23 protein-coding genes are annotated in these 21,727 nt (G+C 72.2%); 11 read left to right on the forward strand and 12 right to left on the reverse strand.

The window, feature by feature from the left end; all coding sequences use genetic code 11:
- Positions 1-57: 57 nt before the first annotated feature.
- Entirely contained in the window at positions 58-1,185 is a 1,128-nt protein-coding gene (locus BLS99_RS07655) for a 3-deoxy-7-phosphoheptulonate synthase (RefSeq protein WP_091046308.1), read from the reverse strand.
- A gap of 476 nt (positions 1,186-1,661) precedes the next feature.
- On the opposite strand from BLS99_RS07655, the gene BLS99_RS07660 reads away from it, so the two are divergent.
- The 7 genes from BLS99_RS07660 (at position 1,662) to BLS99_RS07690 (ending at position 7,827) form a co-directional block, all read left to right on the forward strand.
- Complete coding sequence (locus tag BLS99_RS07660) at positions 1,662-3,188, forward strand: alpha/beta fold hydrolase (RefSeq protein WP_176953249.1); 1,527 nt, start codon at positions 1,662-1,664, stop codon at positions 3,186-3,188.
- An 80-nt stretch (positions 3,189-3,268) separates the two neighbouring features.
- Complete coding sequence (locus BLS99_RS07665; RefSeq protein WP_091046314.1) at positions 3,269-4,882, forward strand: acyl-CoA dehydrogenase family protein; 1,614 nt, start codon at positions 3,269-3,271, stop codon at positions 4,880-4,882.
- Positions 4,883-5,082: 200 nt separating this feature from the next.
- The gene (locus BLS99_RS07670) at positions 5,083-5,493 is read left to right on the forward strand and encodes a hypothetical protein (RefSeq protein ID WP_091046318.1); all 411 of its coding nucleotides are present in this window, start codon (positions 5,083-5,085) and stop codon (positions 5,491-5,493) included.
- Positions 5,490-5,804, forward strand: coding sequence for a type VII secretion target (locus tag BLS99_RS07675; RefSeq protein WP_091046321.1), 315 nt, complete (start codon positions 5,490-5,492; stop codon positions 5,802-5,804). The genes BLS99_RS07670 and BLS99_RS07675 overlap by 4 nt, the downstream gene beginning before the upstream one ends.
- Positions 5,805-5,811: 7 nt before the next feature.
- Entirely contained in the window at positions 5,812-6,519 is a 708-nt protein-coding gene (locus tag BLS99_RS07680) for a hypothetical protein (protein ID WP_091046324.1), read from the forward strand.
- Positions 6,520-6,529: 10 nt separating this feature from the next.
- Positions 6,530-7,276: a hypothetical protein gene (locus BLS99_RS07685; RefSeq protein ID WP_091046328.1), complete on the forward strand. Its 747-nt coding sequence runs from the start codon at positions 6,530-6,532 to the stop codon at positions 7,274-7,276.
- An 11-nt stretch (positions 7,277-7,287) separates the two neighbouring features.
- Complete coding sequence (locus BLS99_RS07690; RefSeq protein WP_091046331.1) at positions 7,288-7,827, forward strand: SMI1/KNR4 family protein; 540 nt, start codon at positions 7,288-7,290, stop codon at positions 7,825-7,827.
- 18 nt (positions 7,828-7,845) lie between these two features.
- On the opposite strand, the gene BLS99_RS07695 is transcribed toward BLS99_RS07690, so the two are convergent.
- On the reverse strand, positions 7,846-8,364 hold the full coding sequence (locus tag BLS99_RS07695; RefSeq protein ID WP_091046334.1) for a DUF4395 domain-containing protein: 519 nt from the start codon (positions 8,362-8,364) through the stop codon (positions 7,846-7,848).
- A 96-nt stretch (positions 8,365-8,460) separates the two neighbouring features.
- Positions 8,461-9,381: an EamA family transporter gene (locus tag BLS99_RS07700; RefSeq protein ID WP_091046336.1), complete on the reverse strand. Its 921-nt coding sequence runs from the start codon at positions 9,379-9,381 to the stop codon at positions 8,461-8,463.
- Positions 9,382-9,452: 71 nt separating this feature from the next.
- Here BLS99_RS07700 and BLS99_RS07705 point away from each other — a divergent pair, with 71 nt between their 5' ends.
- Complete coding sequence (locus tag BLS99_RS07705; protein ID WP_091046339.1) at positions 9,453-10,373, forward strand: LysR family transcriptional regulator; 921 nt, start codon at positions 9,453-9,455, stop codon at positions 10,371-10,373.
- Positions 10,374-10,467: 94 nt separating this feature from the next.
- On the opposite strand, the gene BLS99_RS07710 is transcribed toward BLS99_RS07705, so the two are convergent.
- Both BLS99_RS07710 and clpS read right to left on the reverse strand, forming a co-directional pair.
- The gene (locus BLS99_RS07710; RefSeq protein WP_091046342.1) at positions 10,468-11,022 is read right to left on the reverse strand and encodes a DUF2017 domain-containing protein; all 555 of its coding nucleotides are present in this window, start codon (positions 11,020-11,022) and stop codon (positions 10,468-10,470) included.
- On the reverse strand, positions 11,022-11,324 hold the full coding sequence (clpS, locus tag BLS99_RS26845; RefSeq protein WP_143034730.1) for an ATP-dependent Clp protease adapter ClpS: 303 nt from the start codon (positions 11,322-11,324) through the stop codon (positions 11,022-11,024). Before clpS ends, BLS99_RS07710 begins: the two co-directional genes overlap by 1 nt.
- Positions 11,325-11,443: 119 nt before the next feature.
- On the opposite strand from clpS, the gene BLS99_RS07720 reads away from it, so the two are divergent.
- From BLS99_RS07720 to BLS99_RS07730, 3 genes are read left to right on the forward strand one after another with little or no spacing between them, the layout of a single operon-like run.
- Entirely contained in the window at positions 11,444-12,280 is an 837-nt protein-coding gene (locus BLS99_RS07720; protein ID WP_091046347.1) for an EamA family transporter, read from the forward strand.
- A 50-nt stretch (positions 12,281-12,330) separates the two neighbouring features.
- A complete protein-coding gene (locus BLS99_RS07725; protein WP_091046350.1) occupies positions 12,331-13,302 on the forward strand; it encodes a glycosyltransferase family protein in 972 nt (323 codons plus the stop codon).
- A 10-nt stretch (positions 13,303-13,312) separates the two neighbouring features.
- Entirely contained in the window at positions 13,313-14,335 is a 1,023-nt protein-coding gene (locus tag BLS99_RS07730) for a glycosyltransferase family 9 protein (RefSeq protein WP_091046352.1), read from the forward strand.
- 251 nt (positions 14,336-14,586) lie between these two features.
- Here BLS99_RS07730 and BLS99_RS07735 read toward each other — a convergent pair whose 3' ends face one another.
- The 7 genes from BLS99_RS07735 to BLS99_RS07765 all read right to left on the reverse strand — a co-directional run bounded on the left by BLS99_RS07735 (position 14,587) and on the right by BLS99_RS07765 (position 21,644).
- On the reverse strand, positions 14,587-15,876 hold the full coding sequence (locus tag BLS99_RS07735) for a family 1 glycosylhydrolase (RefSeq protein WP_091046356.1): 1,290 nt from the start codon (positions 15,874-15,876) through the stop codon (positions 14,587-14,589).
- The gene (locus tag BLS99_RS07740; protein ID WP_091046360.1) at positions 15,873-16,721 is read right to left on the reverse strand and encodes a carbohydrate ABC transporter permease; all 849 of its coding nucleotides are present in this window, start codon (positions 16,719-16,721) and stop codon (positions 15,873-15,875) included. The genes BLS99_RS07735 and BLS99_RS07740 overlap by 4 nt, the downstream gene beginning before the upstream one ends.
- Positions 16,718-17,668 (reverse strand): carbohydrate ABC transporter permease, encoded by a 951-nt coding sequence (locus BLS99_RS07745; protein WP_091046365.1) that lies wholly within the window; start codon positions 17,666-17,668, stop codon positions 16,718-16,720. Before BLS99_RS07745 ends, BLS99_RS07740 begins: the two co-directional genes overlap by 4 nt.
- A 71-nt stretch (positions 17,669-17,739) precedes the next feature.
- On the reverse strand, positions 17,740-18,993 hold the full coding sequence (locus BLS99_RS07750; RefSeq protein ID WP_091046367.1) for an extracellular solute-binding protein: 1,254 nt from the start codon (positions 18,991-18,993) through the stop codon (positions 17,740-17,742).
- Between the two features lie 262 nt (positions 18,994-19,255).
- Positions 19,256-20,287: a LacI family DNA-binding transcriptional regulator gene (locus BLS99_RS07755; RefSeq protein WP_091046371.1), complete on the reverse strand. Its 1,032-nt coding sequence runs from the start codon at positions 20,285-20,287 to the stop codon at positions 19,256-19,258.
- A 42-nt stretch (positions 20,288-20,329) separates the two neighbouring features.
- Positions 20,330-21,154, reverse strand: coding sequence for a protein phosphatase 2C domain-containing protein (locus BLS99_RS07760; RefSeq protein ID WP_091046376.1), 825 nt, complete (start codon positions 21,152-21,154; stop codon positions 20,330-20,332).
- A 37-nt stretch (positions 21,155-21,191) separates the two neighbouring features.
- Positions 21,192-21,644, reverse strand: a complete 453-nt coding sequence (locus BLS99_RS07765) for a hypothetical protein (protein ID WP_091046380.1) — start codon at positions 21,642-21,644, stop codon at positions 21,192-21,194.
- Positions 21,645-21,727 lie beyond the last annotated feature (83 nt).

Raw genomic sequence — 21,727 nt, forward strand, 5'->3', positions numbered from 1 at the left:
CGGAACGGGGCCCGCGGACACCGCGGTGGTGTCGGCGGGCCCCGAGCGCCGGCGGTCTCAGGCCCGGCGGGCGCGGCCGGTGCGGACGGCGGCGGCGAGCTCGCCCAGCAGGCGCTCGGTCTCGTCCCAGCCGACGCAGGCGTCGGTGACGCTCTGGCCGTAGACGAGCGTGTCGAGCGGGGCGGGCTCCTGGCGGCCCGGCTCGATGAAGCTCTCGATCATGAGGCCCGCGATGCCGCGCTCGCCCATGGCGATGCGGTCGCCCAGCTCGCGCACGACCTCGGCCTGGCGGACGTGGTCCTTGCCGGAGTTGGCGTGGCTGGCGTCCACGACGAGGCGTTCGGGCATGTCGTGCTTGGCCAGGAGCGCCAGCGCGTCGCGCACGTCGGCGGGGCCGTAGTTCGGGCCGCCGCGGCCGCCGCGCAGGATGATGTGGCAGTCGGGGTTGCCGCTGGTGGAGACGATGGAGGCGCGGCCGTCCTCGTCGACGCCGAAGAAGGTGTGCTCCCCGGCGGCCGAGCGGCAGCCGTCGATGGCGCCGCCGAGGTCGCCGTCGGTGGAGTTCTTGAAGCCGATCGGCATCGACAGGCCCGAGGCGAGCTGGCGGTGGACCTGGCTCTCGGTGGTGCGGGCGCCGATGGCTCCCCACGAGACGGCGTCGGCGATGTGCTGGGGGCTGAGCGGTTCGAGGAACTCGCAGCCGACGGGCAGGCCGGTGTCGAGGACGTCGAGGAGGACCCGGCGGGCCAGGCGCAGGCCGAGTTCGATGTCGTGGGTGCCGTTCAGGTGCGGGTCGTTGATGAGGCCCTTCCAGCCGACGGTGGTGCGGGGCTTCTCGAAGTAGACGCGCATGACCACGAGGAGGTCGTCGGCGAGCGGGGCGGCCGCGGCGGCGAGGCGCCGCGCGTAGTCGTTGGCGGCGGCGGGGTCGTGGACCGAGCAGGGGCCGACGACGAGGAGGAGCCGGTCGTCGTCGCCCGCGAGGACGTCGTTGACGGCGGCGCGGCTCCGGGCGACGAGGGCGGCGCGGTCGGGGCCGAGCGGCAGTTCGGCGCGCAGGACGGCCGGGGCGACCAGCGGCTGGAAGCCGCGGACGCGGAGGTCGCTGGTCTGCGGGGCGTCGCCGGGCAGGGCCCGGTCGCTGGCGGCCCGGTGGTCGGCGGCGCGGGCGGAAGGCGTGCTCATCGAGCGGGAGTCTCCTCTGGATTGCAGAGGCGGGTGGGAATCCACTCGGTGTTCAGCCCGGTGCCGGCCCGCCTCAACGACGAACGGCAGAGACGGATGTCTCTGCCGCATGGCTCCGGGTGTCCGTCAGGTCAGCGCAGGTGACCGCGGGCTCCACCCGGAGCCTGCGTAAAGCGCTGATACCAGCGGACGGCGGACATGCCCGAACCGTAGCACACGGCCCCGGCGAGCGGCGAATGCGACCGGTACGTGGGGGCGTGTCCGAAGCCGGCCCGCGGGCCCGCGGTGTCGAAGGGCACGCCGGGAGGGCGCGTGAGCACCACCGGGACGGCAGTGACGCAGCGTCATGCGATGGAACAAAGGGACATCGCCTGAGACCCCCGGCAAATAGGAACGTTCCTTACAATCCTGAGAGGAACCGCGCACATCGGCGCGGATCGGAAATCGCACCCCTCTGGACTGGAAGGAATTCCGGCTTGAGACCACTCACCCGCACCCTCGCGGCGGCCGCATCGGCCGCCGCGCTCACGCTCACCGCGCTCGCCGTGACTCCGCTCGCCGCCGCGGCGCACCCCCGCGGCATCGACTGGGGCCCCTGCCCCGAGGTCGACCCGGCCGAGCCCGTCGAGTGCGCGACGATCGACGTCCCGCTCGACTACTCGCGGCCCTGGCGCGGCACCATCGAGATCGGCCTCGCCAAGCGCGAGGCGACGAACCCCGACGAGCGCATCGGCACCATCCTCATGGACCCGGGCGGCCCCGGCGGCTCGGGCGTCGGCTCGATCATCAACGGCAGCCCGCTCACCGGCGAGACCGCCGAGCGCTTCGACATCGTCGGCTTCGACCCGCGCGGCGTCAACACCTCCACCCAGGTGCTGTGCAGCGAGGAGGCCCTGGAGGCCGCCGCGCTCCCCGTCCCGACCGACCAGGCGGGCTTCGCGGCGCTCGAAGCCGCGAACGCGGCCCTGACCGAGGACTGCCGCGAGCACACCGGGCGCCTGTTCGACAACGTCTCCAACCTCGACACCGTCGAGGACATGGAGCGCATCCGCCGCGCGCTCGGCGAGGGCAAGCTCAACTACCTCGGGTACTCGTACGGCACCATCATGGGGCAGCAGTACGCCGAGGAGTACCCGCGCAACTTCCGCACGATGGTCCTGGACGGCAACATGGACCACAGCCTGGAGTCCACATGGGACTTCCTGCGGTCCGAGACCGCGCCCGTGGAGGAGAACTTCCTCGCGTTCGCGGCCTGGTGCGAGACGGCGCCCGAGTGCGCGCTGCACGGCTCCGATGTGGAGGCCGTGTACGCGGACCTCAAGGCGGCCGCGCGGGCGGGCGAACTGGTCGACCCGTACGACGGCACGCCGCTGGACTTCTACGCACTGTCGGCCGGGTACACGTTCCTGGCCAACCTCCCGCAGGCGTGGCCCGACTTCGCCCTCGCGCTCGACGCGATGCGCGACGGCGAGCAGTTGGCGGGAGTGCAGTCGTACCAGGAGGAGCCGGTCCTCTGGGAGCACCTGTACTACCCGGCCTGGTGCCAGGACTGGGGCTTCGACATCGCCGACTACGACGAGTTCGAAAGCCTGCTCGGCAGGTTGAGCGAGGACTTCCCCAACGTCGAGTGGTCGATGTACAACCAGCACGCGCTCACCTGCCTCGGTTCGGGGATCGACCACACCAACGAGCGCGACGAGCTCGACATCCCGCGCAGCGCAGCGGAGATGGTGTTCATCGGCAACGAGCACGACTACGCGACGGTCTACGAGTGGACCGAGACGGCCGCCGACCAGGCCGACGGCAGCCTCATCACCTACGAGGGCTACTGGCACACGGTCTACGGCGGCTTCTCGTCCTGCGTGGACGACGCGGTCAACGACTACTTCGTGCACCGGACCAAGCCGGAGAAGGGCCTGAGCTGCCCGAACCTGGACTTCCCGGGGATCACCGGCCTCTCGGGCGGCGACCGCACCCCCGCGGCCGGACCGTTCGGCCCCTAGGGCACCGGGTGCGGCCGGACGCTGGTCCGGCCGCACCTCCGCGTACTACGATGTGGGATCTGCCGAGCCCGGGGAGCGTCATGACCGAGACCCACGTCGTCGCCAACCAGCCGCCGCCCCTGGCGGACCTGAACCTCTGGGACGCCAACGCACCCTTGCGGGAGGCCGCCTCGTGGGCGGGCGCCGACTGGATCGAGGCGGACGCCCGGCGGCTCGGCGGCGTCCTCGGTACGGCAGAGGCCGCGCGGTGGGCCGAGGAGGCGCACAGGTACCCGCCGGTGCTGCGCACTCACGACCGGTACGGCAACCGCGCCGACGAGGTCGACTTCCACCCGTCCTGGCACCGCTTCATGGGCCTGGCAGTCGAGTACGGCGCCCACGCGATGCCATGGGCCGCGGCGAAACCCGGCGCACACGCCGCGCGGGCCGTCCTCATGTCGCTGCTCGCGCAGGTCGAACCCGGGCACTGCTGCCCGGTCTCGATGACCTACGCGGCCGTCCCGGCCCTGCGCGCCGAACCCGCGCTCGCGGCCGAGTGGGAACCCCGGATTACCTCGCTTACGTACGACTTCGGGCTGCGCCCGGCCGCCGACAAGGCCGGCGTCCTCATCGGCATGGCGATGACCGAGAAGCAGGGCGGCTCCGACGTCCGCGCCAACACCACCACCGCGACGCCCGCCGCCGACGGCCTGTACACGCTGCGCGGGCACAAGTGGTTCTGCTCGGCGCCGATGAACGACGCCTTCCTCGTGCTCGCGCAGGCGCCCGGCGGACTCTCGTGCTTCCTCCTGCCCCGCGTCCTGCCCGACGGGACCCTGAACGCGATCCGCTTGCAGCGCTTGAAGGACAAGCTCGGCAACCGCTCGAACGCCTCCGCCGAGATCGAACTCCACGACGCCGTCGCGCACCTCGTCGGCGAGGAGGGGCGCGGCGTCGCCGTCATCATCGAGATGGTCAACCACACCCGCCTCGACTGCGTCATCGCCACCGCCGCCGGGATGCGCCAGTCGGTGGCCGAGGCGACCTGGCATGCGGCGCACCGCAGCGCGTTCGGTCGGCGCCTGATCGACCAGCCCCTCATGACCCAGGTCCTCGCCGACCTCGCCATCGAGTCCGAGGCGGCCACCGCGGTCATGATGCGCCTCGCCTCCGCGTACGACGCCCCCGGCGAGGGCCCCTTCCGCCGCCTCGCCACCGCCGTGGCGAAGTACTGGGTCTGCAAGCGCGGCCCGGGCCACGCGGCCGAAGCCCTCGAATGCCTGGGCGGCAACGGCTACATCGAGGAGGCGCCCCTCGCCAGGCGCTACCGGGAGCAGCCGCTCCTGTCCATCTGGGAGGGCTCGGGCAACGTCATCGCGCTCGACGTGCTGCGCGCGTTGAAGACCGCACCGGAGACGGCCGAGGCGTTCCTCGCCGAGGTGGCACCGGCCGCCGAGGCAGACCCGCGCCTGGCAGCGCACCTGGCGAACGTCGAGCGCACCCTCACTGCCGGAGTGGATCAGCCGGAGGCCAGACGGCTCACCGAGGACCTCGGCCTCGCGCTCCAAGCCGCGCTCCTGGTCCGCCACTCCCCCAACGAGATCGCCGACGCCTTCTGCGCGACCCGCCTCGGCCCCGACCGTGGCCTGAACTACGGCGCGGTCCCGACTAAGCACGCGGAGGCGATCGTCGCGCGCCACCTCCCGTCCACCTAGCCGCGCCGGGCAAACTCGTCTATATCCCGAATTCGTGCCAAACAATCCACCTCACTGGCACCACTAGACCCGTTGTGTCGCAGTGATTCCACCGCGCCCCATTTCCGTACCCCGCAGTAGGTGAACAACGCCTATATTCCGTGAGGTAGCCACCGCCGGACTGACGGTATTCGTTGGCCTTCAAACGGAACGGAGCGACAGTGGACAACAGCAACCCCTTCGCGAACATCGCCGGCCCCGAGGACGCCCGAGCGGCCCTCGCGAGCTGGAAGGAACGCGCCGAACAGCGCGCCGCCGACGCCATCGCGGCCTCAGAGGCCGTCCAGGAGCTCACCGCGGTCGGCATGGACGCCAACGGCGTCGTCGCCGTCAAGCTCAACTCCTCCGGCGCGGTCATCGGCGTCCAGTTCGCCCCCGACCTCCAGCGCATGCAGCTGCGCCACGCCGAGCGCCAGTTCATGGAGGCGTACCAGAACGCCGGCCAGGCTCTCCTCGAGAACGCCAGAGCCGCAGTCGAGGCCCGCCTCGACCCGGGATCCCCCACCGCCAAGGCCCTGGTCGACAGCATCAAGATGCGCTTCCCCGAGCCCCCTGAGGAGGAGCTGCAGTGAGCGACCAGTTCGAGGTCGTGACGGACGACCTGCGTTCGCACGCCTCCAACATCGACTCGGTGCGCGAGCGTTTCGACGCGGTCCTCTCCGCGATCGACACCATCGCGCAGGACGACGAGGCGTACGGCATCATCTGCCAGTTCCTGCCCCCGATCCTGGCCAACCGGCAGGAGGAGCAGAAGGAGCTCACCACGATGGCGCAGGAGAACCTCCAGCTCCTGGCCGACGCCGTCCGCACCACCGCCGACGACTACGACAGCCTCGACGAGGCCGTCGCCTCCAGCTACCGCTCCATCGAAGAGGGGATCTGAACGCCCCATGAGCGATCTCGTAGCGACGGAGAGCTCCGTCCCGCAACCCGGCGCCGCGTTCGCGGGCGCCGGCATCGTCGAGTCCTACGCGGGACTCGCCATGGCCATCGACTCCGGTTCCTGGATCGACGCCTCCGTCGCCGGGCTCGGCGTCGCGCTGGAGACCGTCGGCGCCGTCCTCGACCCGATCGGCACCCTCGCCTCGGCAGGCGTCGGTTGGCTCATCGAGCACGTCGAGCCCCTGAAGGAAGCCCTCGACATGCTCGCCGGGAATCCCACACTCGTCGAAGCGCACGCGATGACGTGGGACAACGTCGCCAACGAGTGCTTCGCGATGGCCGCGCAGCTCGAAACGACCCTCACCGATGTCGCCACCTGGACGGGCACCGCAGCCGACGCTTACCGGGGCAAAGGCGGTGCGAACGTCGACGTGCTCGACTGCATCGGCGGCACTGCGCTCTCGCTGGGAACCGCGACCCGCGGCGCAGGGCAGCTTGTCAGTATGGTCCGCGAGTTCGTGCGCGAGTTCGTGGCCGAGTGCATCGGGTCGCTGATCGCCTGGGCCGCCGAGGTGGCGTTCACCGTGGGCATCGGCGCCGCCTGGGTCATCCCCAAGGCGGTCATCAAGATCACCGAATGGGTCGGCAAGATCTTCGGCTGGATCACCGGCCTCATCGACTCTATCACCGCCCTCCGCGACCTCCTGTTCGGATGAGGTACCCCTGATGAAGAACTTCCTCCTCCGCGCCGCCCTCATCCCGGTCCTCTTCGGCCTCCTCGGGCTCCACGCGCGCCGCAACTCACCCGACGTCGACACCCCCAGGACCGACACGGACACCGACACCACCCACCGCCGCAGCAGCGGCCTCCCAGGTCGGAGCCACAGCGCCGACGCGGCCGAGACCAGGACCCGCATCGCCGACGCCCGCGTCCAGGGCCCGCCCCGCAGGGAGGACATCCCCGCGGGCGACCGCAGTCACGGACCCCGCGAGAAGCGCGAGCGCCGGGCGGAAGAGGATCCCCGCCCGAACGAGGGCCCGGTCTGGTTCAACCCGCCGAAGAAGATGGACAAGGTCTCGCCCGAGCAGCTCCGGCAGGCCGAGGAGTACGTGAACGCCGCGAACGACGCGTACTACAACAACGAGCTCTCGCCCACCGGGCGCGTCGCCACCACGAAGGATCCCGATCTCGAATACCGCAAGGAGCAGGCGGCCGAGGCCGAGCGCAACAACCCCGAAGACGGTCAAGGGCCCTACGGGGACAAGGTCGCGGCCCACCTTCCGGACACGACCTGGACCGGGAACCCCGACCCGGCCGGCGGGTGGGGCCGTCACGACAGCTCCATCAACGGCACCTTCGGATCCCAGTCCGGCCTCTATCCGGAGGGCTGGAAGCCCAAGCCCGGCCCGGTCGGCGTGCAGCCGTTCAACCTGCACCCTGATTGGTACTCTCGTCTCGACCCGACGCTGTGAGGAGACCTGCGATGAGCACGAACGAATCCTGGCCCGCACTGCTCGGAGTGGCGATCGGCACCAACGCCCGCCTGCTCGAACTCGAACCGGAGATCCACTGGTCGACGCTGCCCCGGGTCAAGAACTCCGAAGAGAGCCTGCGCGCGTACGAATCCGAGTTCCTCGAAACGCTCCCGCCGGGCTACCGCGAGTTCCTGCTGTTCGCCGACGGCTGGGAAGCGTTCTACTTCGGGATGGGCATATTCGGCATCCCCGAGCTCCGCGGCGGCGGCAACTGGAACCCCGCGCAGGAGCTCCTGCGCACGTACGACGATGAAGAGGTCCTCGAGAGCATCGGGATCGACATCGGCGATGTCATGCCGATCGCGGCGGGCCAGCGGCTCAACCTCGTCGTCGTCTACCGCACCGGCACGAAGGACGCCGGAACCGTCGTCTGGATCAATTCCGGCGAGGAGTTCGGCCGGTTCAGCGACTTCAAAGCCTGCTTCGAGTTCATGGTGACCCTGAAGCAGCGGCACCTGGCCCAGGTGGACCCCGACCTTCAGAACTGACCCGAAGGCCGCCGTCGGCTAGAGGGCGGCGGCCTGCTTCTTCTCGAGGTTGGCTTCGGTGCGGGCCCTGATGTCGCCGCAGGCTTCGCAGACGGCGTCGGGGATGAGTCCTGCCTTCATCAGGAGGGCGAAGATCTTGCAGCCGAGGCAGTAGGCGAAGACCGATTCGAGGGTGGCGGCCAGCGCGAGGGCTCCCAGCACGATCCAGCCTGCCAGGTCGGCGTCGAAGACCAGGAGGAGCAGGGCCGAGGTCGCCGAGAAGGCCACGCCGATGCCTTGGGCGAAGCGCTTGGGCGGGCCCGGGACGGGTTTGGCGGCCGCGGGGAGCAGGGGTGTGACCACGCGGGTGACGAACTGGCCGAGGACGCTCAGGGTCGGGCCGGTGAGGACGCGGGCGATGAAGCCGAGAGCGATCACCACGACCAGCCATTCGGCCTGGAAGACCAGGGCGGCGAGGCTCATGAGGACGACGCCGGCGGCGACGAGGCGGGCGGAGACCTCGTTGACCGGGTTGGGGAAGCTGAAGAGCTGGCGCATCGGGCGGATCACTCCATGGTGCTGGTGCGGGTGGGCAACCAGCAAAGTCTACTTCTCCGCTAGGACTGGGCCAAGTGATGTCCGCGATCCGGGACGTCAGTCCCTCAGGCGGGCGCCGACCGGGGCCGGGACCAGGTCGGGGAGGCGTTTCGGGCGCTTGATGAGGCTGCCGAGGAGCACGCCGCCGACGACCAGGACGCCGCCGAGCATCTCGGGGACCGTGACGGTCTCGCCGAGGAGGAGCCAGGCCGCGGTCATGCCCGTCACGGGCACGAGCATCGAGAACGGCGCCACGACCCCCGCGGGGTGCTTCGACATGAGCCAGGTCCACAGCCCCGAACCGAGGATCGTGCCGATGACGACCGTGTAGAGCAGGCCGAGGACCGCGCCGAGGGCGCCGGGGTCGGTGAAGTCGGTCATCGAGGTCGCGATGTCGGCGGGCCCTTCGACGACGAAGGCCAGCGCGAGCATGGGCAGCGGCGGGACCACGGACATCCACAGCGTCAGGTGCAGCGGGTTCGCGGCGCGGGCCTGGCGGTTGCAGATGTTGCCGATCGCCCAGCCGAGGGCGCCGGCGAGGGTGAGGAGGAACGGGACGACACTGGCGTGCTCGGCGCGCTGCCAGCCGACCACCGCGAGCCCGCCGACGGCGACGAGGACGCCGAGGAGCTGGGGGCCGGTGACGCGTTCACGCAGGAACGTGGCGCCGAGGAGCATCGTGAAGGGCCCGGACGCCTGGAGCACGAGCGAGGCGAGGCCGGCGGGCATCCCGGAGGCCATGCCCCAGTAGAGGAACAGGAACTGGAGGGTGCCGAAGCCGAGGCCGTAGCCGATGAGCCAGCGCCACGGGACGTCGGGGCGCTTGACGAGGAGCATCGTGGGGACCGCGATGAGCGCGAAGCGCAGGGCGACGAGGAACATCGGCGGGAAGTGCTGGAGCGAGGCGTCGATGGCGATGAAGTTGAGGCCCCACATAACGGCGACGGCCATGGCGAGGAGTACGTGGCGAGCGGGCATGGCCCAATGATCGCCGCCGGAACTGTAAAGCACAAATGAAAACTGCTTAAGGCACTGTGTAGCATCGCTTCATGGATGTGCGCCACCTGGAGTTGCTTCGCGAGCTGGCCCTGCGCGGCAGTGTCACCGATGTGGCGCGGGCCTCGCACCGGACGCCGTCGGCGGTCTCGCAGCAGTTGAAGGCCGCGCAGCGCGAGTTCGGCATGGTCCTGGTGGAGCCGTCGGGCCGGGGGCTGCGGCTGACGGAGGCCGGCCGGGTGCTGGCCGAGGGCGGGGCGGAGGTGGCGGCCGCGACGGCGCGGGTGCAGGCGCGCTGGGACTCGTTCCGCGGAGAGCCCTCGGGCACGGTGCGGGTCGCGGTCCTGCCGAGCGCGGGCACGTTCCTGCTCCCTGCCGTGATGCGGGAGCTGGAGGGCAGTGCGATCGAAGTGCGGTGCAGCGATTTCGACCTCGCGGAGGTGGAGTTCGCGGCGCTGGCGGCCGACGACGACATCGTGGTGGCGCACAGCTTCACGGGCGTGCGGCCGGCCGGGACGGCCGGGCTCGTGGCGGTGCCGCTGGCGACGGAGCCGCTGGACGTGGCGATGGCGGCGGACCACCCGCTCGCGGCGAGGAAGGCGGTGCGAGCGGCGGACCTGGTCGAGTGCGAGTGGATCGGGGTGCCGAAGGGCTACCCGTTCGACCACGTCCTGGGCTCGATCGAGCGGGCGACCGGGGTGCCGCTGCGGGTCTCGCAGCGGATCAGGGACAACCGGCTGGTGGAGTCGCTGGTGGCGGCGAGCCGCCGCGTGGCGGTCCTGCCGCGGTTCACGACCCCGACCGGCGCGGGCCTGGTGCTGCGGGAGGTGGCGGACGTGCCGACGCGGCGCCACATCACGGCGATCATGCGATCCGACCGGGCCGAGCGCCTGGCGGTGGCGAGGGTCCTGGAGGCGTTCCGGCGGGCGGGCGCGGCGGCGGAGGAGCGGCACCGGAGGCCGGGCGGGGCCTGAGGGGGTCGCGAGCGGGTCGGCCGCCGCGACGGCGTTCGGGACGAGTCACGCCACAGGCGCGGACCTGTGGACGTGCCAGCGCGAACGACTGCCCTCAGGGCGTCATCGTCTCCACCAGGGTGTCCTGGAGCATGTTCAGCCACGAGTAGACGATGACGACGGGCACGCGCTCGTCGTCGGGCGGCAGCTCGTACAGCTCGTCGGCGTCGTCCTCGGTCGCGATGCCCAGGCGTGTCGCCAGCGCGAGGCGGAGGTCGTTGAGGGCGCCGAGCCAGTGGCGGCTGTCCTCGGCGTCGAGGCTGAGGACGCCGCCGCCGGGGCCGAGGGCGTCGACGTCGGCCATGAGGGCCCGCGCGTCGTCGCGCTTGCGGGTGCGCAGGTCGTTCTCGGTGAAGCGGCGGAACTCGGCGGACTGCTCGCGGGCGTCGTCTCCGGCGTCGTAGGCGTCGGGGAAGAGCCGGGCGAGGACGGGGTCCTCGGGCGGCTCGCTCGGGGCGGTCGCGAAGATCGCGGCGATGGGGTCCTCGACGTGCTCGCCGCGGGAGGAGAGGAGGTCGAGGAGCTGGTCGGCGAGGCCGCGGAGGATGCCCGCCTCCGACTCGCCGAGGCGGATCGCGGCGCCGCCGGGGAACGGTTCGAAGCCCTCCATCAGTCCTGCCTCATCGTGGCCCACAGGCCGTAGCCGTGCATGGCGTGGACGTCGCGCTCCATCTCCTCGCGGCTGCCGCTGGAGACGACCGCGCGGCCCTTGTGGTGGACGTCGAGCATGAGCTTCTCGGCCATGGACTCGGTGTAACCGAAGTAGCTGCGGAAGACGTACGACACGTAGCTCATGAGGTTGACCGGGTCGTTGTGCACGATCGTCGCCCACGGCAGGTCGGGCGCGGCGGCCTCGCCGGTCGCGGCGTCGGTCGCCTCGGCCGGGGCGCCGGCGCCCCCGAGTCGCGGCAGGATGATCACTCCCCAATGCTGCCATCGCGAGCGGCACCGCGTCCGGCGGGTCGGGGCGGGGTGACCGGGACCGGGCGGTCTCCTAGGATTCGATCCGGTCGACGGAACTGGAGGTCGCGGTGCTCGCACTCGTCCTGGCGCTGGGCAGCTCCCTGGCGTACGGCGCGGCCGACTTCCTCGGCGGCCTGGGCGCGCGGCGCGCGCACGTGCTGCGCACGGTCATGATCGCGGCCCCGGCGAGCCTGGTGGTGGAACTGCTCCTGTGGCCGGTGCTGGGCGCCTCGTTCGCGCCCGCGACGCTGGCCTGGGGCGCGGCCTCGGGCGCGGCGTCGGCGGCGGCGTTCCTGCTGCTGTACCGGACGCTCGCGATCGGGCCGATGAACGTCCTCTCCCCCGTGACGGCCCTCGTGTCGGCGATGCTGCCGGTCGCGGTGGGGCTGCTCCAGGGCGAGCGGCTGGGCGCGGCGGGCCTGGCCGGGCTGCCTTTGGCGCTCGCGGCGGTCGTGCTCGTGAGCGCCGGGCCGGGCGTGCGGTCCTCGCGGCCCTCGGGGACGGCGCTGGCGCTGGCGTGCGGCGCGGGCGCGGCGATCGCCCTGCAGCTCGTGTTCCTGCACCAGGCGCCGGACGACAGCGGCGTGGGCCCGCTGCTCGTCGGCAGGGCGGTGGCGTCGGCGCTGACGCTGGGCGCCGCCGCGGTGCTGCACTCGCGGCTGGGGCCCGAGCGGCCCGCGTACGCGATGCCGGTGGCCGCGGGCGCGCTCGACTCGGTCGCGAACCTCCTGTTCCTCTTGGCGGCCCGCGGCGGGGACCTCGCGGTGGTCGCGGTCATCGTCGCGCTGTACCCGGCCGGCACGGTGCTCCTGGCGCGGCGGTTCCTCGGGGAGCGGTTGCAGCGCAGCCAACTCCTGGGTCTGGGCGCCGCCGCGGTCGCGGTCGCGCTGCTCGCGGTGGCCTGAACCGGGCCCGCCCGCGGTTGAGCCGCGGCGGCAGCGGGTACCGCGTACACATGCGAGGTTCGAATGCGCTCCGGATACTGTGCTGGCACGTCGACGGCTCGTGGATGGAGTCCTTCATCCAAGGGCGCCATGTGTACCTGCTGCCGAAGGAGCCCGAGGGCGGCCCGTTCGGGCTGGGCCGGGCCGGCCACCCGTGGCCGCGGCACGTCGTGGACGTGCCGGCTGAAGCGTTGCGGGACACCGAGGTCGACGTCGTGATCCTCCAGCGGCCCGAGGAGCTCGCCCTCGCCGAGCGGTGGCTCGGGCGCAGGCCGGGCCGTGACGTGCCCGCCGTCTACGTCGAGCACGGCACCCCGCAGGGCCGCGCCGCCACCAGCCGCCACCCGCTCGCCGACCGCGACGACATCCCGGTCGTGCACGCCTCCGACTTCAACCGGCTCATGTGGGACTGCGGCCGCGCACCGGCCACAGTGGTCGATCTCGGCGTCGCCGACCCGGGGCACCGGTTCACCGGGGAGCTGCCGCAGGCCGTCGCCGTCGTGGACGAGCCCTTCGGCCGCGACGCCGGCACCGACCTCCTCGAAGCGCTCCGCGCCGCCGCGCCCATCGACCTGTTCGGCTCCGGCGCCGAGGCGATCCGCTCCTGGCCCGACGGCCGCGGCCACGCGCTCACCGGCAACCCGCCGATCCCCTTGGAGGAGCTGCACACCGCGATGGCCCGCCGCCGCGCGTTCGTCCACCCCTCCCGCTGGACCTCCCCCGGGGCGCCGCTCATCGAGGCGATGCTCCTGGGCCTGCCCGTGGTCGCCGTCGCGACCACCGCCGCCGCGACCCTGCCGCCCGCGGTCGGCGCCGTCTCCTGCGACCTCGGCGTTCTCGCCGGGCGCCTGGCCGCCCTGACCGCCGACCGCGACCTCGCCGCCGAGGCCGGCGCCGCCGCCCGCGCCCACGCGCTCGCCCACCACGGGCTCGACGACTTCCTGAACCGCTGGGACGTGCTCCTGGAGCGCGCCGTGACCTGAGGAGGACCACATGACCGACGATGCGAACGAGACCGACGAGGCGCCTTTCGAGGACACGTCCTTCGGTGATGCGCACTTCGACGGGACCGACGGGACCGTCCTCGCCCTCCGCGCGCTCGGCATAGGCGACCTGCTCACCGCCGTCCCGGCACTGCGCGCGCTGCGGAAGTCGTTCCCGCACAAGCGGATCGTCCTCGCCGCACCCGAGCACCTGCGGCCCCTCGCCGACCTGGTCGAGGCCGTGGACCTGCTCCACCCCACCGCGGGCGTCGGCGGCCTCGACTGGCACGGCGAGGCCCCCGACCTCGCCGTCAACCTCCACGGCGAAGGCCCCGGCAGCGCGTTCGACCTCCTCGGCACCGGCCCCGACGAGCTCATCACCCACCGCCACCCCACGCTCCCCGGCGTCGCCGGGCCCCGCTGGAGGCCCGAACTCCACGAGATCGACCGCTGGTGCCGGCTCCTGGAGGACCGCGGCCTCAGCGCCGACCCCACCGACCTGCTCCTGGCCCCGCCGCCGCGGCCCACGCCGCACGCGGGCACCGTCGTGATCCACCCCGGCGCGCGCGAGGGCGCGAACCGCTGGCCCGCCGACCGGTTCGCGCACGTCGCAAGGGAACTCCAGGAGGACGGCCAGGAGATCACCATCACCGGCGACCACGGCGAGATCGCGCTGGCGCGCTCGGTGGCGACCGCCGCCGGGATCGCGCCGTGGCGGGTCATGGCCGGGCGCACCGACCTCGAAGAACTCGCCGCGATCGTCGCCTCCGCAAGGCTCGTCGTGTGCGGCGACACCGGCGTGGCCCACCTCGCGACCGCGTTCGGCACGCCCTCGGTGGTCCTGTTCGGGCCCATGCCGCCGACCCTGTGGGGACCGCCGCCGTGGCGGCGCCGCCACCGGGCCCTGTGGGCCGGGCGGCGCGGCGACCCGCACGGGGAGAAGCCCGACCCGGGCCTGCTGGAGCTGGAGTGGGAGGACGTCCTCGAACGGGCGAGGGACACCCTTGCCATCGCCGAACGGCGACTGCGGTAGACCGAGAGGCGACTGCGGTTGGCCGACGGGTGGCTGCGGTGAGCCGAGGGGCGACTGCGGTAGGCCGGGGCGACTGCGCTGGAGCGCGGCGCCCGCGGCGGACAGGACGGATCCCGGCGGCCCCGGCCGCCGGGATTCCCCCGTACGCACATAAGAAGGCCGCCGGTCCGGATCCCCCCTGGCGCCGGACCGGCGGCCTCTGTCCCCTCGTGCAAGTCCTCGTGAAGTACGGCTACCCGTGCCCCCGAGGATCATGCACCGAGATTCGGATTTTTCTGGAGTCGTTGCGCCGCAGCCTGATCGGCGTGGAAGCGGAACCGGTCGGCGATCGGCGTGCGCACGCGGGCGAGCCCGTCCTCGCGCTCCTGGAGCTCCCACAGGCCCATGGTCAGCCGGTGGGCCTCGCGCGGCGCCGCGGAGTGCCGGTAGGTCCATTCGTACATGTCGAACAGCGGCCACCACGTGTACCCGACGACGTCGGTCCCGGCCGCCCGCAGCTCGTGCAGGGCCGCGACGGAGGCGTCGAGCCAGTCGAGGCGGGCCGCCACGGTGCCCGTCACGCACGTCTCGGTGAGCATCACCGGGGCGCCGTACCGCGCGGCCGCACCGCGCAGCAGCTCGGCGAGCCCCGCCACGCCGTCGTCCTGCACCGGCCGGGGGTCGGGGAACCCGCCGGTGTGGAACACGCCCGCCTCGAAGACCTCCGTGGAGTGCAGCGGGTAGTAGTTGACGCCCACCACGTCGGGGCGGACCGGGGCCTCCGCGAACCACGCGAAGTCGGCGTCGGTCCAGCCGTTGGCGCGCAGGAACGGCGCCAGCGCGTGCGCGTCGCCGACCCGCCCGGTCACCAGGTCCTCCACGAGGAACACCTGCTCCTTGAGGCGGGCGGCGTGCTCGCGGTGCTCGGGGGCGTCGGTGTCGCCGGTGAAGCGCATCCCCGCGTCCACGTGGACGAACACCGCGCCGGGCAGGACGTCGGCGACGGCGCGCTGCGCGAGCACGAAGCCGCGCCCGAGCTGGCCGACCATGGCGCTCAGGCCCTCCGGGCCCGACAGGTACGGCGGCCAGTAGGCGTACTCCCCCGTGAAGAGCGCGTGGATCATCGGCTCGTTCACGGGCGTGTAGTCGGCGACCCCGAGGTGCGCGTAGCGCTCGGCGACGGCCGCCGAGTACTCCGCGACGTGCTTGGGGTAGTCCGGGTGCGCGAACTGCCCCTCCATCCACAGCGGCGTCCCGTAGTGCATGAGGTCCACGACCGGGCGCAGCCGCAGCTGCGCGAAGCGGTCGAAGACCCGGTCGAGCCAGCCCCAGTCCCACCGGCCCCGCTCCGGCTCGATCCGGTGCCAGGGGACGCCCCAGCGCACCAGTTCGGCGCCCGCTCCCGCGGCCAGCGCGAGGTCGCCGTGCCAGCGGTCGTAGTGCTCGGTGAGCGCGTACTCGTCGATCGCGCGCTCGCCGGGCCGCGACTGCGGCACGAAGGTGTCCTCGACGCCGACCGCGAAGTGGAGCCTGCCGTCGCGATGCCATGGGTGGGAGGTCATTTGAGTCCTGTCGTTGCGATGTTCTCGATGAAGCGGCGCTGGATGAGGAGGAAGGCGATGACGAGCGGCAGGATCGCGATGAGCGAGCCGGCCATCATGACGCCGTGGGGGACGATGCCGCTGGGTCCGGTCAGGAGTGTCAGGCCGGAGGTGATGGTGCCCATCTCGGAGTCGGTGGTGAACACCAGCGGCCAGAGCAGGTCGTTCCAGTTGTTGACGAAGGTGAAGAGCCCCAGAGTGAGCAGGGCCGGGACGGCGTTGGGGAGGACGACCGACCGGAAGACGCGGAACTCGGAGGCGCCGTCGATGCGGGCGGCGGCGTCGACGTCGCGCGGGAGCGAGAGGAAGAACTGGCGCAGGAAGAAGATCCCGAAGGCGTCGGCGGCGCGGGGCGCGATGAGGCCGGCGTAGGTGTTGACCCAGCCGAGGTCGGCCACGAGCTGGTAGAGCGGGATGAGCGTGGCCTGGAACGGGATCATGAGGGTGGCGATGATCGCGACGAGGAGGACCTTGCGCCCGGCGAAGTCGATGCGGGCGAGGGCGTAGGCCGCGAGGGAGTCGAAGACGAGCGCGAACGCGGTGACGCCGCCGGCGAACAGGAAGCTGTTGCCGACCAGGCGCGCGAACGGCAGCTCGGAGGTCACCTCCCTGACGTTGTCGAGGGTCCAGGTGCCGGGCAGGAGGCTCGGCGGGTAGGCGTTGACCTCGGCGACGGGTTTGAACGCGGTGAAGACGATGATCGCGATGGGCAGCAGGACGACGGCGCTGACGGCGACGAGCGCGGCCACCGCGAGGACGGTGCCGGGCCGGACGTCGCGCAGCCGGGTCCGGTAGGCGGCGCTCATGAGGACAGGTCCTTTTCCTTGCGGCCGAAGAACAGGAATTGCACGAGGCTGAGCAGCAGGGTCGCGATGAGCAGCACGTACGACAGCGCCGAGGCGAACCCGATGTCGAGCTTGCGGAAGCCGGACTCGTAGATCTCCATGACGAGGGTCTGGGTGTGGCCGTAGGGGCCGCCGCCGGTCATGACGTAGATCTGGTCGAACGCCTGGAGGGCGGCGATCATCGCGAAGACGAGCACGAACGCCATGGTGTTGGAGAGCATGGGGAGCGTGACGCTGCGCAAGCGCGCCCAGGGTCCGGCGCCGTCCATGCGGGCGGCCTCGTAGAGCGAGGCCGGGATGTCCTGGAGTCCGGCCAGGAAGATCACGAAGTAGAAGCCGAAGAGCTTCCAGACGGCGACGAGGACGACGGCGGGCATCGCGAGGTCGGGGTCCTCCAGGACGTTGCCGAGCTGGATGCCCATGCCGCGCAGCCAGTGGTTGAGGAGGCCGACCTGGGGGTCGATGAGGTAGCTCCAGGCGAAGGCGGCCACGGCGAAGGAGACCACGAACGGCACGAACAGCGCGGTGCGGAAGAAGGACCGGAAGGGCATGCGCGGGCTGTTGAGCAGGAGCGCCAGCGCGAGGGCCGCGATGACGGCGGTGGGCGTGAACAGGACGGTGTACCAGAGGGTGTTCAGGACGGCGTCGCGCACGTCGGGGTCGGTGAACACGGTGAGGTAGTTCTCGAGGCCGATGAACTCCTCGCGGCCGAACCCGCTGGCGTCCATGAAGGACAGGCGGAGGGCCGAGACCATGGGCCAGACGACGAACAGGCCGATGATGATGAGCGCGGGGGCGAGGAACGCCCAAGCCCTGGCATTGCGTCCGGCGGGGCTGCCGGTGGCGCGGCGGCGGCCGCCGAGCGGCGCGGGCGGCCGGTACCGGCGGGCGGTCGGTGGTGCGTGCATGGCTTCCTCTCCGAAGCGGGCGGGCGGCAGGGAGGGCGTGGAGGCGCCGCGGGCGGCGCCTCCACCGCGGGTCACTCGTCCAGTGCCGCTTGGATCTCGGTCTGGGCGGCGGCGAGCAGGGCGTCGATGTCGCCGCCGGCGACGGCCTGCTGGGTGAGCTCGTCGACCGCGCTGAGGACGTCGGTGCTGTTGACAACCCCGGGCAGGAGCGGCCGGCCGGTCCCGGCGATCTCGGTGAGCGAGGCGACCACCGGGTTCTCGGCCACGGCGTCGGCGGGGATGTCGGTGCGCAGGGGCGGCCAGCCGGAGCCGAGCGACCAGGCGACGGAGTTCTCCTCGTTGAGGAAGAAGGAGAAGAACTCCTCGGCCGCTTCCTGCTCCTCGCGGGAGGTGTCGACGGTGACGGCCATGGAGACGCCGATGGCGGAGGCGGCCTGGGCCGCGGGTCCGGCCGGGAGGGCGGCGATCCCGTAGTCGATGCCGTTCTCGGTGGCGATGGAGGCCATCCAGGGGCCGCCGACGGTCATCGCGGCTTTGCCGCCGCTGAAGAGCTCGTCGGCGCCGATGCCGTCGACGCCGGTGGGCGAGATCCGGTCCCCGGCGATGGCCCGGCTCCAGTACTCGAGGGTGGCGGCGTTCTCGGGCGAGTCGATGACGGCGGTGTCCCCGTCGACGACGGCGCCGCCGTTGGCGTAGAACAGGGACGGCCACAGGCCGTTGGCGACGGTGGCGTGGTCGGGCAGGACCGCGCCGTACTGCTCGGGCGTGCCGTCGCCGTCCTCGTCCACGGTGAGCCGCTTGGCGGTGGCGGTCCACTCGTCCCACGTCTGCGGGAACGCGGTGACGCCGGCGGCGTCGAAGAGCGCCTGGTTGTAGTAGACGGCCAGCGGCACGAAGCCGGTGGGCACGCCGTACTTGGCGCCCTCGACCTCGACCATCGCGACGGCGCCGGGGTTGAGGTCCGCGGTGTTGCTCTCGGCGCCGGCGTAGAAGTCGTCGAGTTCGGCGAACGCGCCGCGCGAGGCGTAGACGGGGAGGCGCTCGGCGGGCATCGCGACGATGCCGGGGCCCTCGCCGGCCGACAGGGCCGTCAGGAGGGTGTCGTCGATGCTGTCCCAGGTCTTGAGTTCGGTTTTGATCTCGACGTCGTCGTGGGCGGCGTTGAAGTCGTCGACGATGCCCTGGAGGACGTCGCCGTCGGCCTCGGTGTAGCCGTGCCAGAAGGTGAGCTCGACGGGGCCCCCGTCGTCGCCGGCGGAGCAGCCGGTGGCGGCGACGGCGAGCGCCGCGCCGACGGCCCCCGCGAGGATTCGCTTGCGTGTCATGTCGGAGTTCCCTCTCAAAGCGAGACTGCGCTGTCTGCGCGTCGTCCAACGCCGCGTCCGAAACCTTCGTTCTACAACGTTGTAACTTCTGGATCGTAGGAACATCCCCGCCCCGGTGTCAACGTCCCGCGCCCCGTCGGCGCAGAACTTTCCCGTTTCGTGATCCAGCCGGAGACCAGCGGATACGCCAGAACGGCCGAAACCGGCCCGGATGTTCTACAACGTTGTAAACAGGAGGCGGCGTCGAGCCGGGCCGCGGGCGTCAGGCGGGCGGGGCGGACTCGCGCTCGACGATCGCGAACGCGGCGGCGCGGGTGCGCGGCTCGGTCTCGGCGGACAGGGCGCCGCCGCCGATGCGCGCGAGCAGGGTCTCGACGGCGGTGCGGGCGATCCACTCCCGGCCCGGGTCGACCGTGGTCAGGGACGGGATGGCGTACGCGGCCTCGTCGAGGTCGTCGAAGCCGAGCACCGCCACGTCCTGCGGCACGCGCAGACCCGCCTCCTGGAGGACCCGCATCGCGCCGAGGGCCAGGGTGTCGTTGAAGCCGAAGACCGCGTCGAACCCGGCGTCGGGACCCGAGGCGCGGTCGAGCAGGTCGTGCATGGCGCGGGCGCCGTCGGCCCGGTGCCACAGGGTGGCGCGCGCGACCAGGCGCTCGTCGTACTCGATGCCGGCCGCGGCCAGGGCCTCCCGGTAGCCGCGCAGGCGCAGGCGGGCCGAGCCCATGACCTCGGCCTCGTTCTCGCCGATGACGGCGATCCGCCGGCGCCCGGAGGCGATGAGGTACTCGGTGGCCGCGCGGGCGGCCTCAACGTTCCGCATGGTCACGTGGTCGCACGGCCAGTCGAAGGTGCGCTCGCCGAGCATGACCACCGGGAGCGGGCCGGTGAGGGCCGCGGCGTCCTCCTGGCCCAGGCCGAGGGGGCTGATGATGAGGCCGTCGGTGCGGTTGAGCCGGGGGCTCCGGAGCAGCGCGAGCTCGCGGTCGCGGTCGCCCCCGGTCTGCTCCACGAGCGTCACCAGCCCGGCCTCCTCGGCCGCGGCGATGACGAAGCTCGCGAGCTCGGCGAAGTAGCTCAGGTTGAGCTCGGGGACGGCCAGCGCGATGGTGTCGGTGCGGCCCGAGCGCAGGCTGCGGGCGCTGAGGTTGGGCCGGTAGCCGAGCTCGGCGATGGCGCGCTCGACCTTCTCGCGGGTGGCGGGGCGGATGTGGGGGTAGCCGTTGATGACGTTCGAGACGGTCTTGAACGACACGCCCGCCAGTTCCGCGACGTCGCGCAGGGTCACCGCCATCGGCACCTCCATCTCGGTCGGCCTGCCCGTTCGGACACGACTCTACAACGATGCAAATCCAGGGAACCGCAGATGGACGGCGGTGGCGTCGTCATGGCGCTTCGTCCCGGGCCGCGGATCGGCGTCGCCGAGGGCCCGGACGAGGTCCAGGGCCGCGCCGACGCCGGAGCCGAAGGCGAGGTCGAGGACCTCGGGCCAGGCGCGGCCGTAGCGGTCGGTGAGGCGGGTCAGGCCGTCGGTGCACAGCAGCAGGTCGGCGACCTCCCCGATCGGGACGGTGCCGGTGCGAGCCATGGCCGCCGCGCCGGGGTCGGCCGCGGCGACCCAGAAGCCGCCCTCGCGGTTGCGCACGCTCGCGACGTAGTCGACGGGCCAGCGTTTGACGCCCGCCAGGTCCTCCGCAGGGGCGCCGGGGAGCGCGGCGAGGCGGTCGTCGGACTCGACCCGGTGCTCCCCCGCCCGGTCGCGCCAGGCGACGGCGCAGTCGCCGAGGACGAGCCATTCGAGGACGTCGCGCCAGCGGACGGCGGCGACAGTGGCGCCCGGCGTGACCGGGTTGGCGAGGTCGCAGTCCGGGTGGCGGGCGTTGACGGCGGCGATGGCCTCGGCGAGGAGGCCGGCGAGCGGGAGCGGGCCCTCGATGCGGTCCGCAATGGACTCGCCGAGTGCGGCGGCGTACCAGGGGACGTCGTGGGCGCAGCCGTCGTCTGGGTAGCGCGTGATCCCGTCGAGGACCAGGGCCCAGGTGCCGCCGAGAAGGAACAGGTCCTCGTTCGGCGCCGACGAGCCCGGACGCGACTGCGCTCCGCGGAGGACCGCCGCTCCGTCGGGAGCGCCCGCCTCCCGTTCGCCGCTCGCCTCGATCATGGCGACAGCCTACGGGAGGCCCGCTCCCCCGGCCGCGTCAGCGGCGGCGCCAGACCGCGACGACGGCGGCGAGGCCGGCCAGGAGCGGCAGCAGCGCGAGCAGGCCGTGCGCGAGCGGCACGACGAGGTCGTAGCCCTCGCCGCCCATGCTCAGCAGCGTCAGGGACGTCATGAGCCCGATGGCGAACAGGGCGGTGACGGTGATCCGCGATGCGTTGGGCCGCTTGGCGAGTGCGACGGCGACGAGCCAGCCGACGCAGCCGAGGACGCCGATCCCGGTGAGGGACCAGGTGATCGCGTCGCGGTCGAGCGCGACGTCCTCGGCGCTCCAGTCCGGGTAGGCGGCGCGCACGTGCTCGGTGATCGAGTCGAAGGTGGCGAGGTCGATCAGGGGGACCGCGGCGACGGCGAGCTGGAGCGCGAAGCCGAGCCACAGGGTCCGGCGGACCTGGCGGGTGCGGTGGTCGGTGGTGTCGAGGACGGTGGTCATGTCTCCTCCAGGGATCGAATCTTACGTTGTAAGTTTCGGCCAATGTTAGACTTACGACGTAAGAATCGTCAACGCGACAGGGG

Origin of the sequence: Glycomyces sambucus (genome assembly GCF_900102815.1) — a bacterium.
Taxonomy (GTDB): domain Bacteria; phylum Actinomycetota; class Actinomycetes; order Mycobacteriales; family Micromonosporaceae; genus Glycomyces; species Glycomyces sambucus.

What these genes read in the sequence shown, in the direction of transcription:
- BLS99_RS07745 (WP_091046365.1), bottom strand. Translation starts at nt 17,668, where the DNA reads ATGCACGCACCACCGACCGCCCGCCGGTACCGGCCGCCCGCGCCGCTC.
- BLS99_RS07665 (WP_091046314.1), top strand. Translation starts at nt 3,269, where the DNA reads ATGACCGAGACCCACGTCGTCGCCAACCAGCCGCCGCCCCTGGCGGAC.
- BLS99_RS07700 (WP_091046336.1), bottom strand. Translation starts at nt 9,381, where the DNA reads ATGCCCGCTCGCCACGTACTCCTCGCCATGGCCGTCGCCGTTATGTGG.
- BLS99_RS07735 (WP_091046356.1), bottom strand. Translation starts at nt 15,876, where the DNA reads ATGACCTCCCACCCATGGCATCGCGACGGCAGGCTCCACTTCGCGGTC.
- BLS99_RS07690 (WP_091046331.1), top strand. Translation starts at nt 7,288, where the DNA reads ATGAGCACGAACGAATCCTGGCCCGCACTGCTCGGAGTGGCGATCGGC.
- BLS99_RS07740 (WP_091046360.1), bottom strand. Translation starts at nt 16,721, where the DNA reads ATGAGCGCCGCCTACCGGACCCGGCTGCGCGACGTCCGGCCCGGCACC.
- BLS99_RS07695 (WP_091046334.1), bottom strand. Translation starts at nt 8,364, where the DNA reads ATGCGCCAGCTCTTCAGCTTCCCCAACCCGGTCAACGAGGTCTCCGCC.
- BLS99_RS07750 (WP_091046367.1), bottom strand. Translation starts at nt 18,993, where the DNA reads ATGACACGCAAGCGAATCCTCGCGGGGGCCGTCGGCGCGGCGCTCGCC.
- BLS99_RS07765 (WP_091046380.1), bottom strand. Translation starts at nt 21,644, where the DNA reads ATGACCACCGTCCTCGACACCACCGACCACCGCACCCGCCAGGTCCGC.
- BLS99_RS07725 (WP_091046350.1), top strand. Translation starts at nt 12,331, where the DNA reads ATGCGAGGTTCGAATGCGCTCCGGATACTGTGCTGGCACGTCGACGGC.
- BLS99_RS07760 (WP_091046376.1), bottom strand. Translation starts at nt 21,154, where the DNA reads ATGATCGAGGCGAGCGGCGAACGGGAGGCGGGCGCTCCCGACGGAGCG.
- BLS99_RS07755 (WP_091046371.1), bottom strand. Translation starts at nt 20,287, where the DNA reads ATGGCGGTGACCCTGCGCGACGTCGCGGAACTGGCGGGCGTGTCGTTC.
- BLS99_RS07730 (WP_091046352.1), top strand. Translation starts at nt 13,313, where the DNA reads ATGACCGACGATGCGAACGAGACCGACGAGGCGCCTTTCGAGGACACG.
- BLS99_RS07655 (WP_091046308.1), bottom strand. Translation starts at nt 1,185, where the DNA reads ATGAGCACGCCTTCCGCCCGCGCCGCCGACCACCGGGCCGCCAGCGAC.
- BLS99_RS07710 (WP_091046342.1), bottom strand. Translation starts at nt 11,022, where the DNA reads ATGGAGGGCTTCGAACCGTTCCCCGGCGGCGCCGCGATCCGCCTCGGC.
- BLS99_RS07705 (WP_091046339.1), top strand. Translation starts at nt 9,453, where the DNA reads ATGGATGTGCGCCACCTGGAGTTGCTTCGCGAGCTGGCCCTGCGCGGC.
- BLS99_RS07680 (WP_091046324.1), top strand. Translation starts at nt 5,812, where the DNA reads ATGAGCGATCTCGTAGCGACGGAGAGCTCCGTCCCGCAACCCGGCGCC.
- BLS99_RS07685 (WP_091046328.1), top strand. Translation starts at nt 6,530, where the DNA reads ATGAAGAACTTCCTCCTCCGCGCCGCCCTCATCCCGGTCCTCTTCGGC.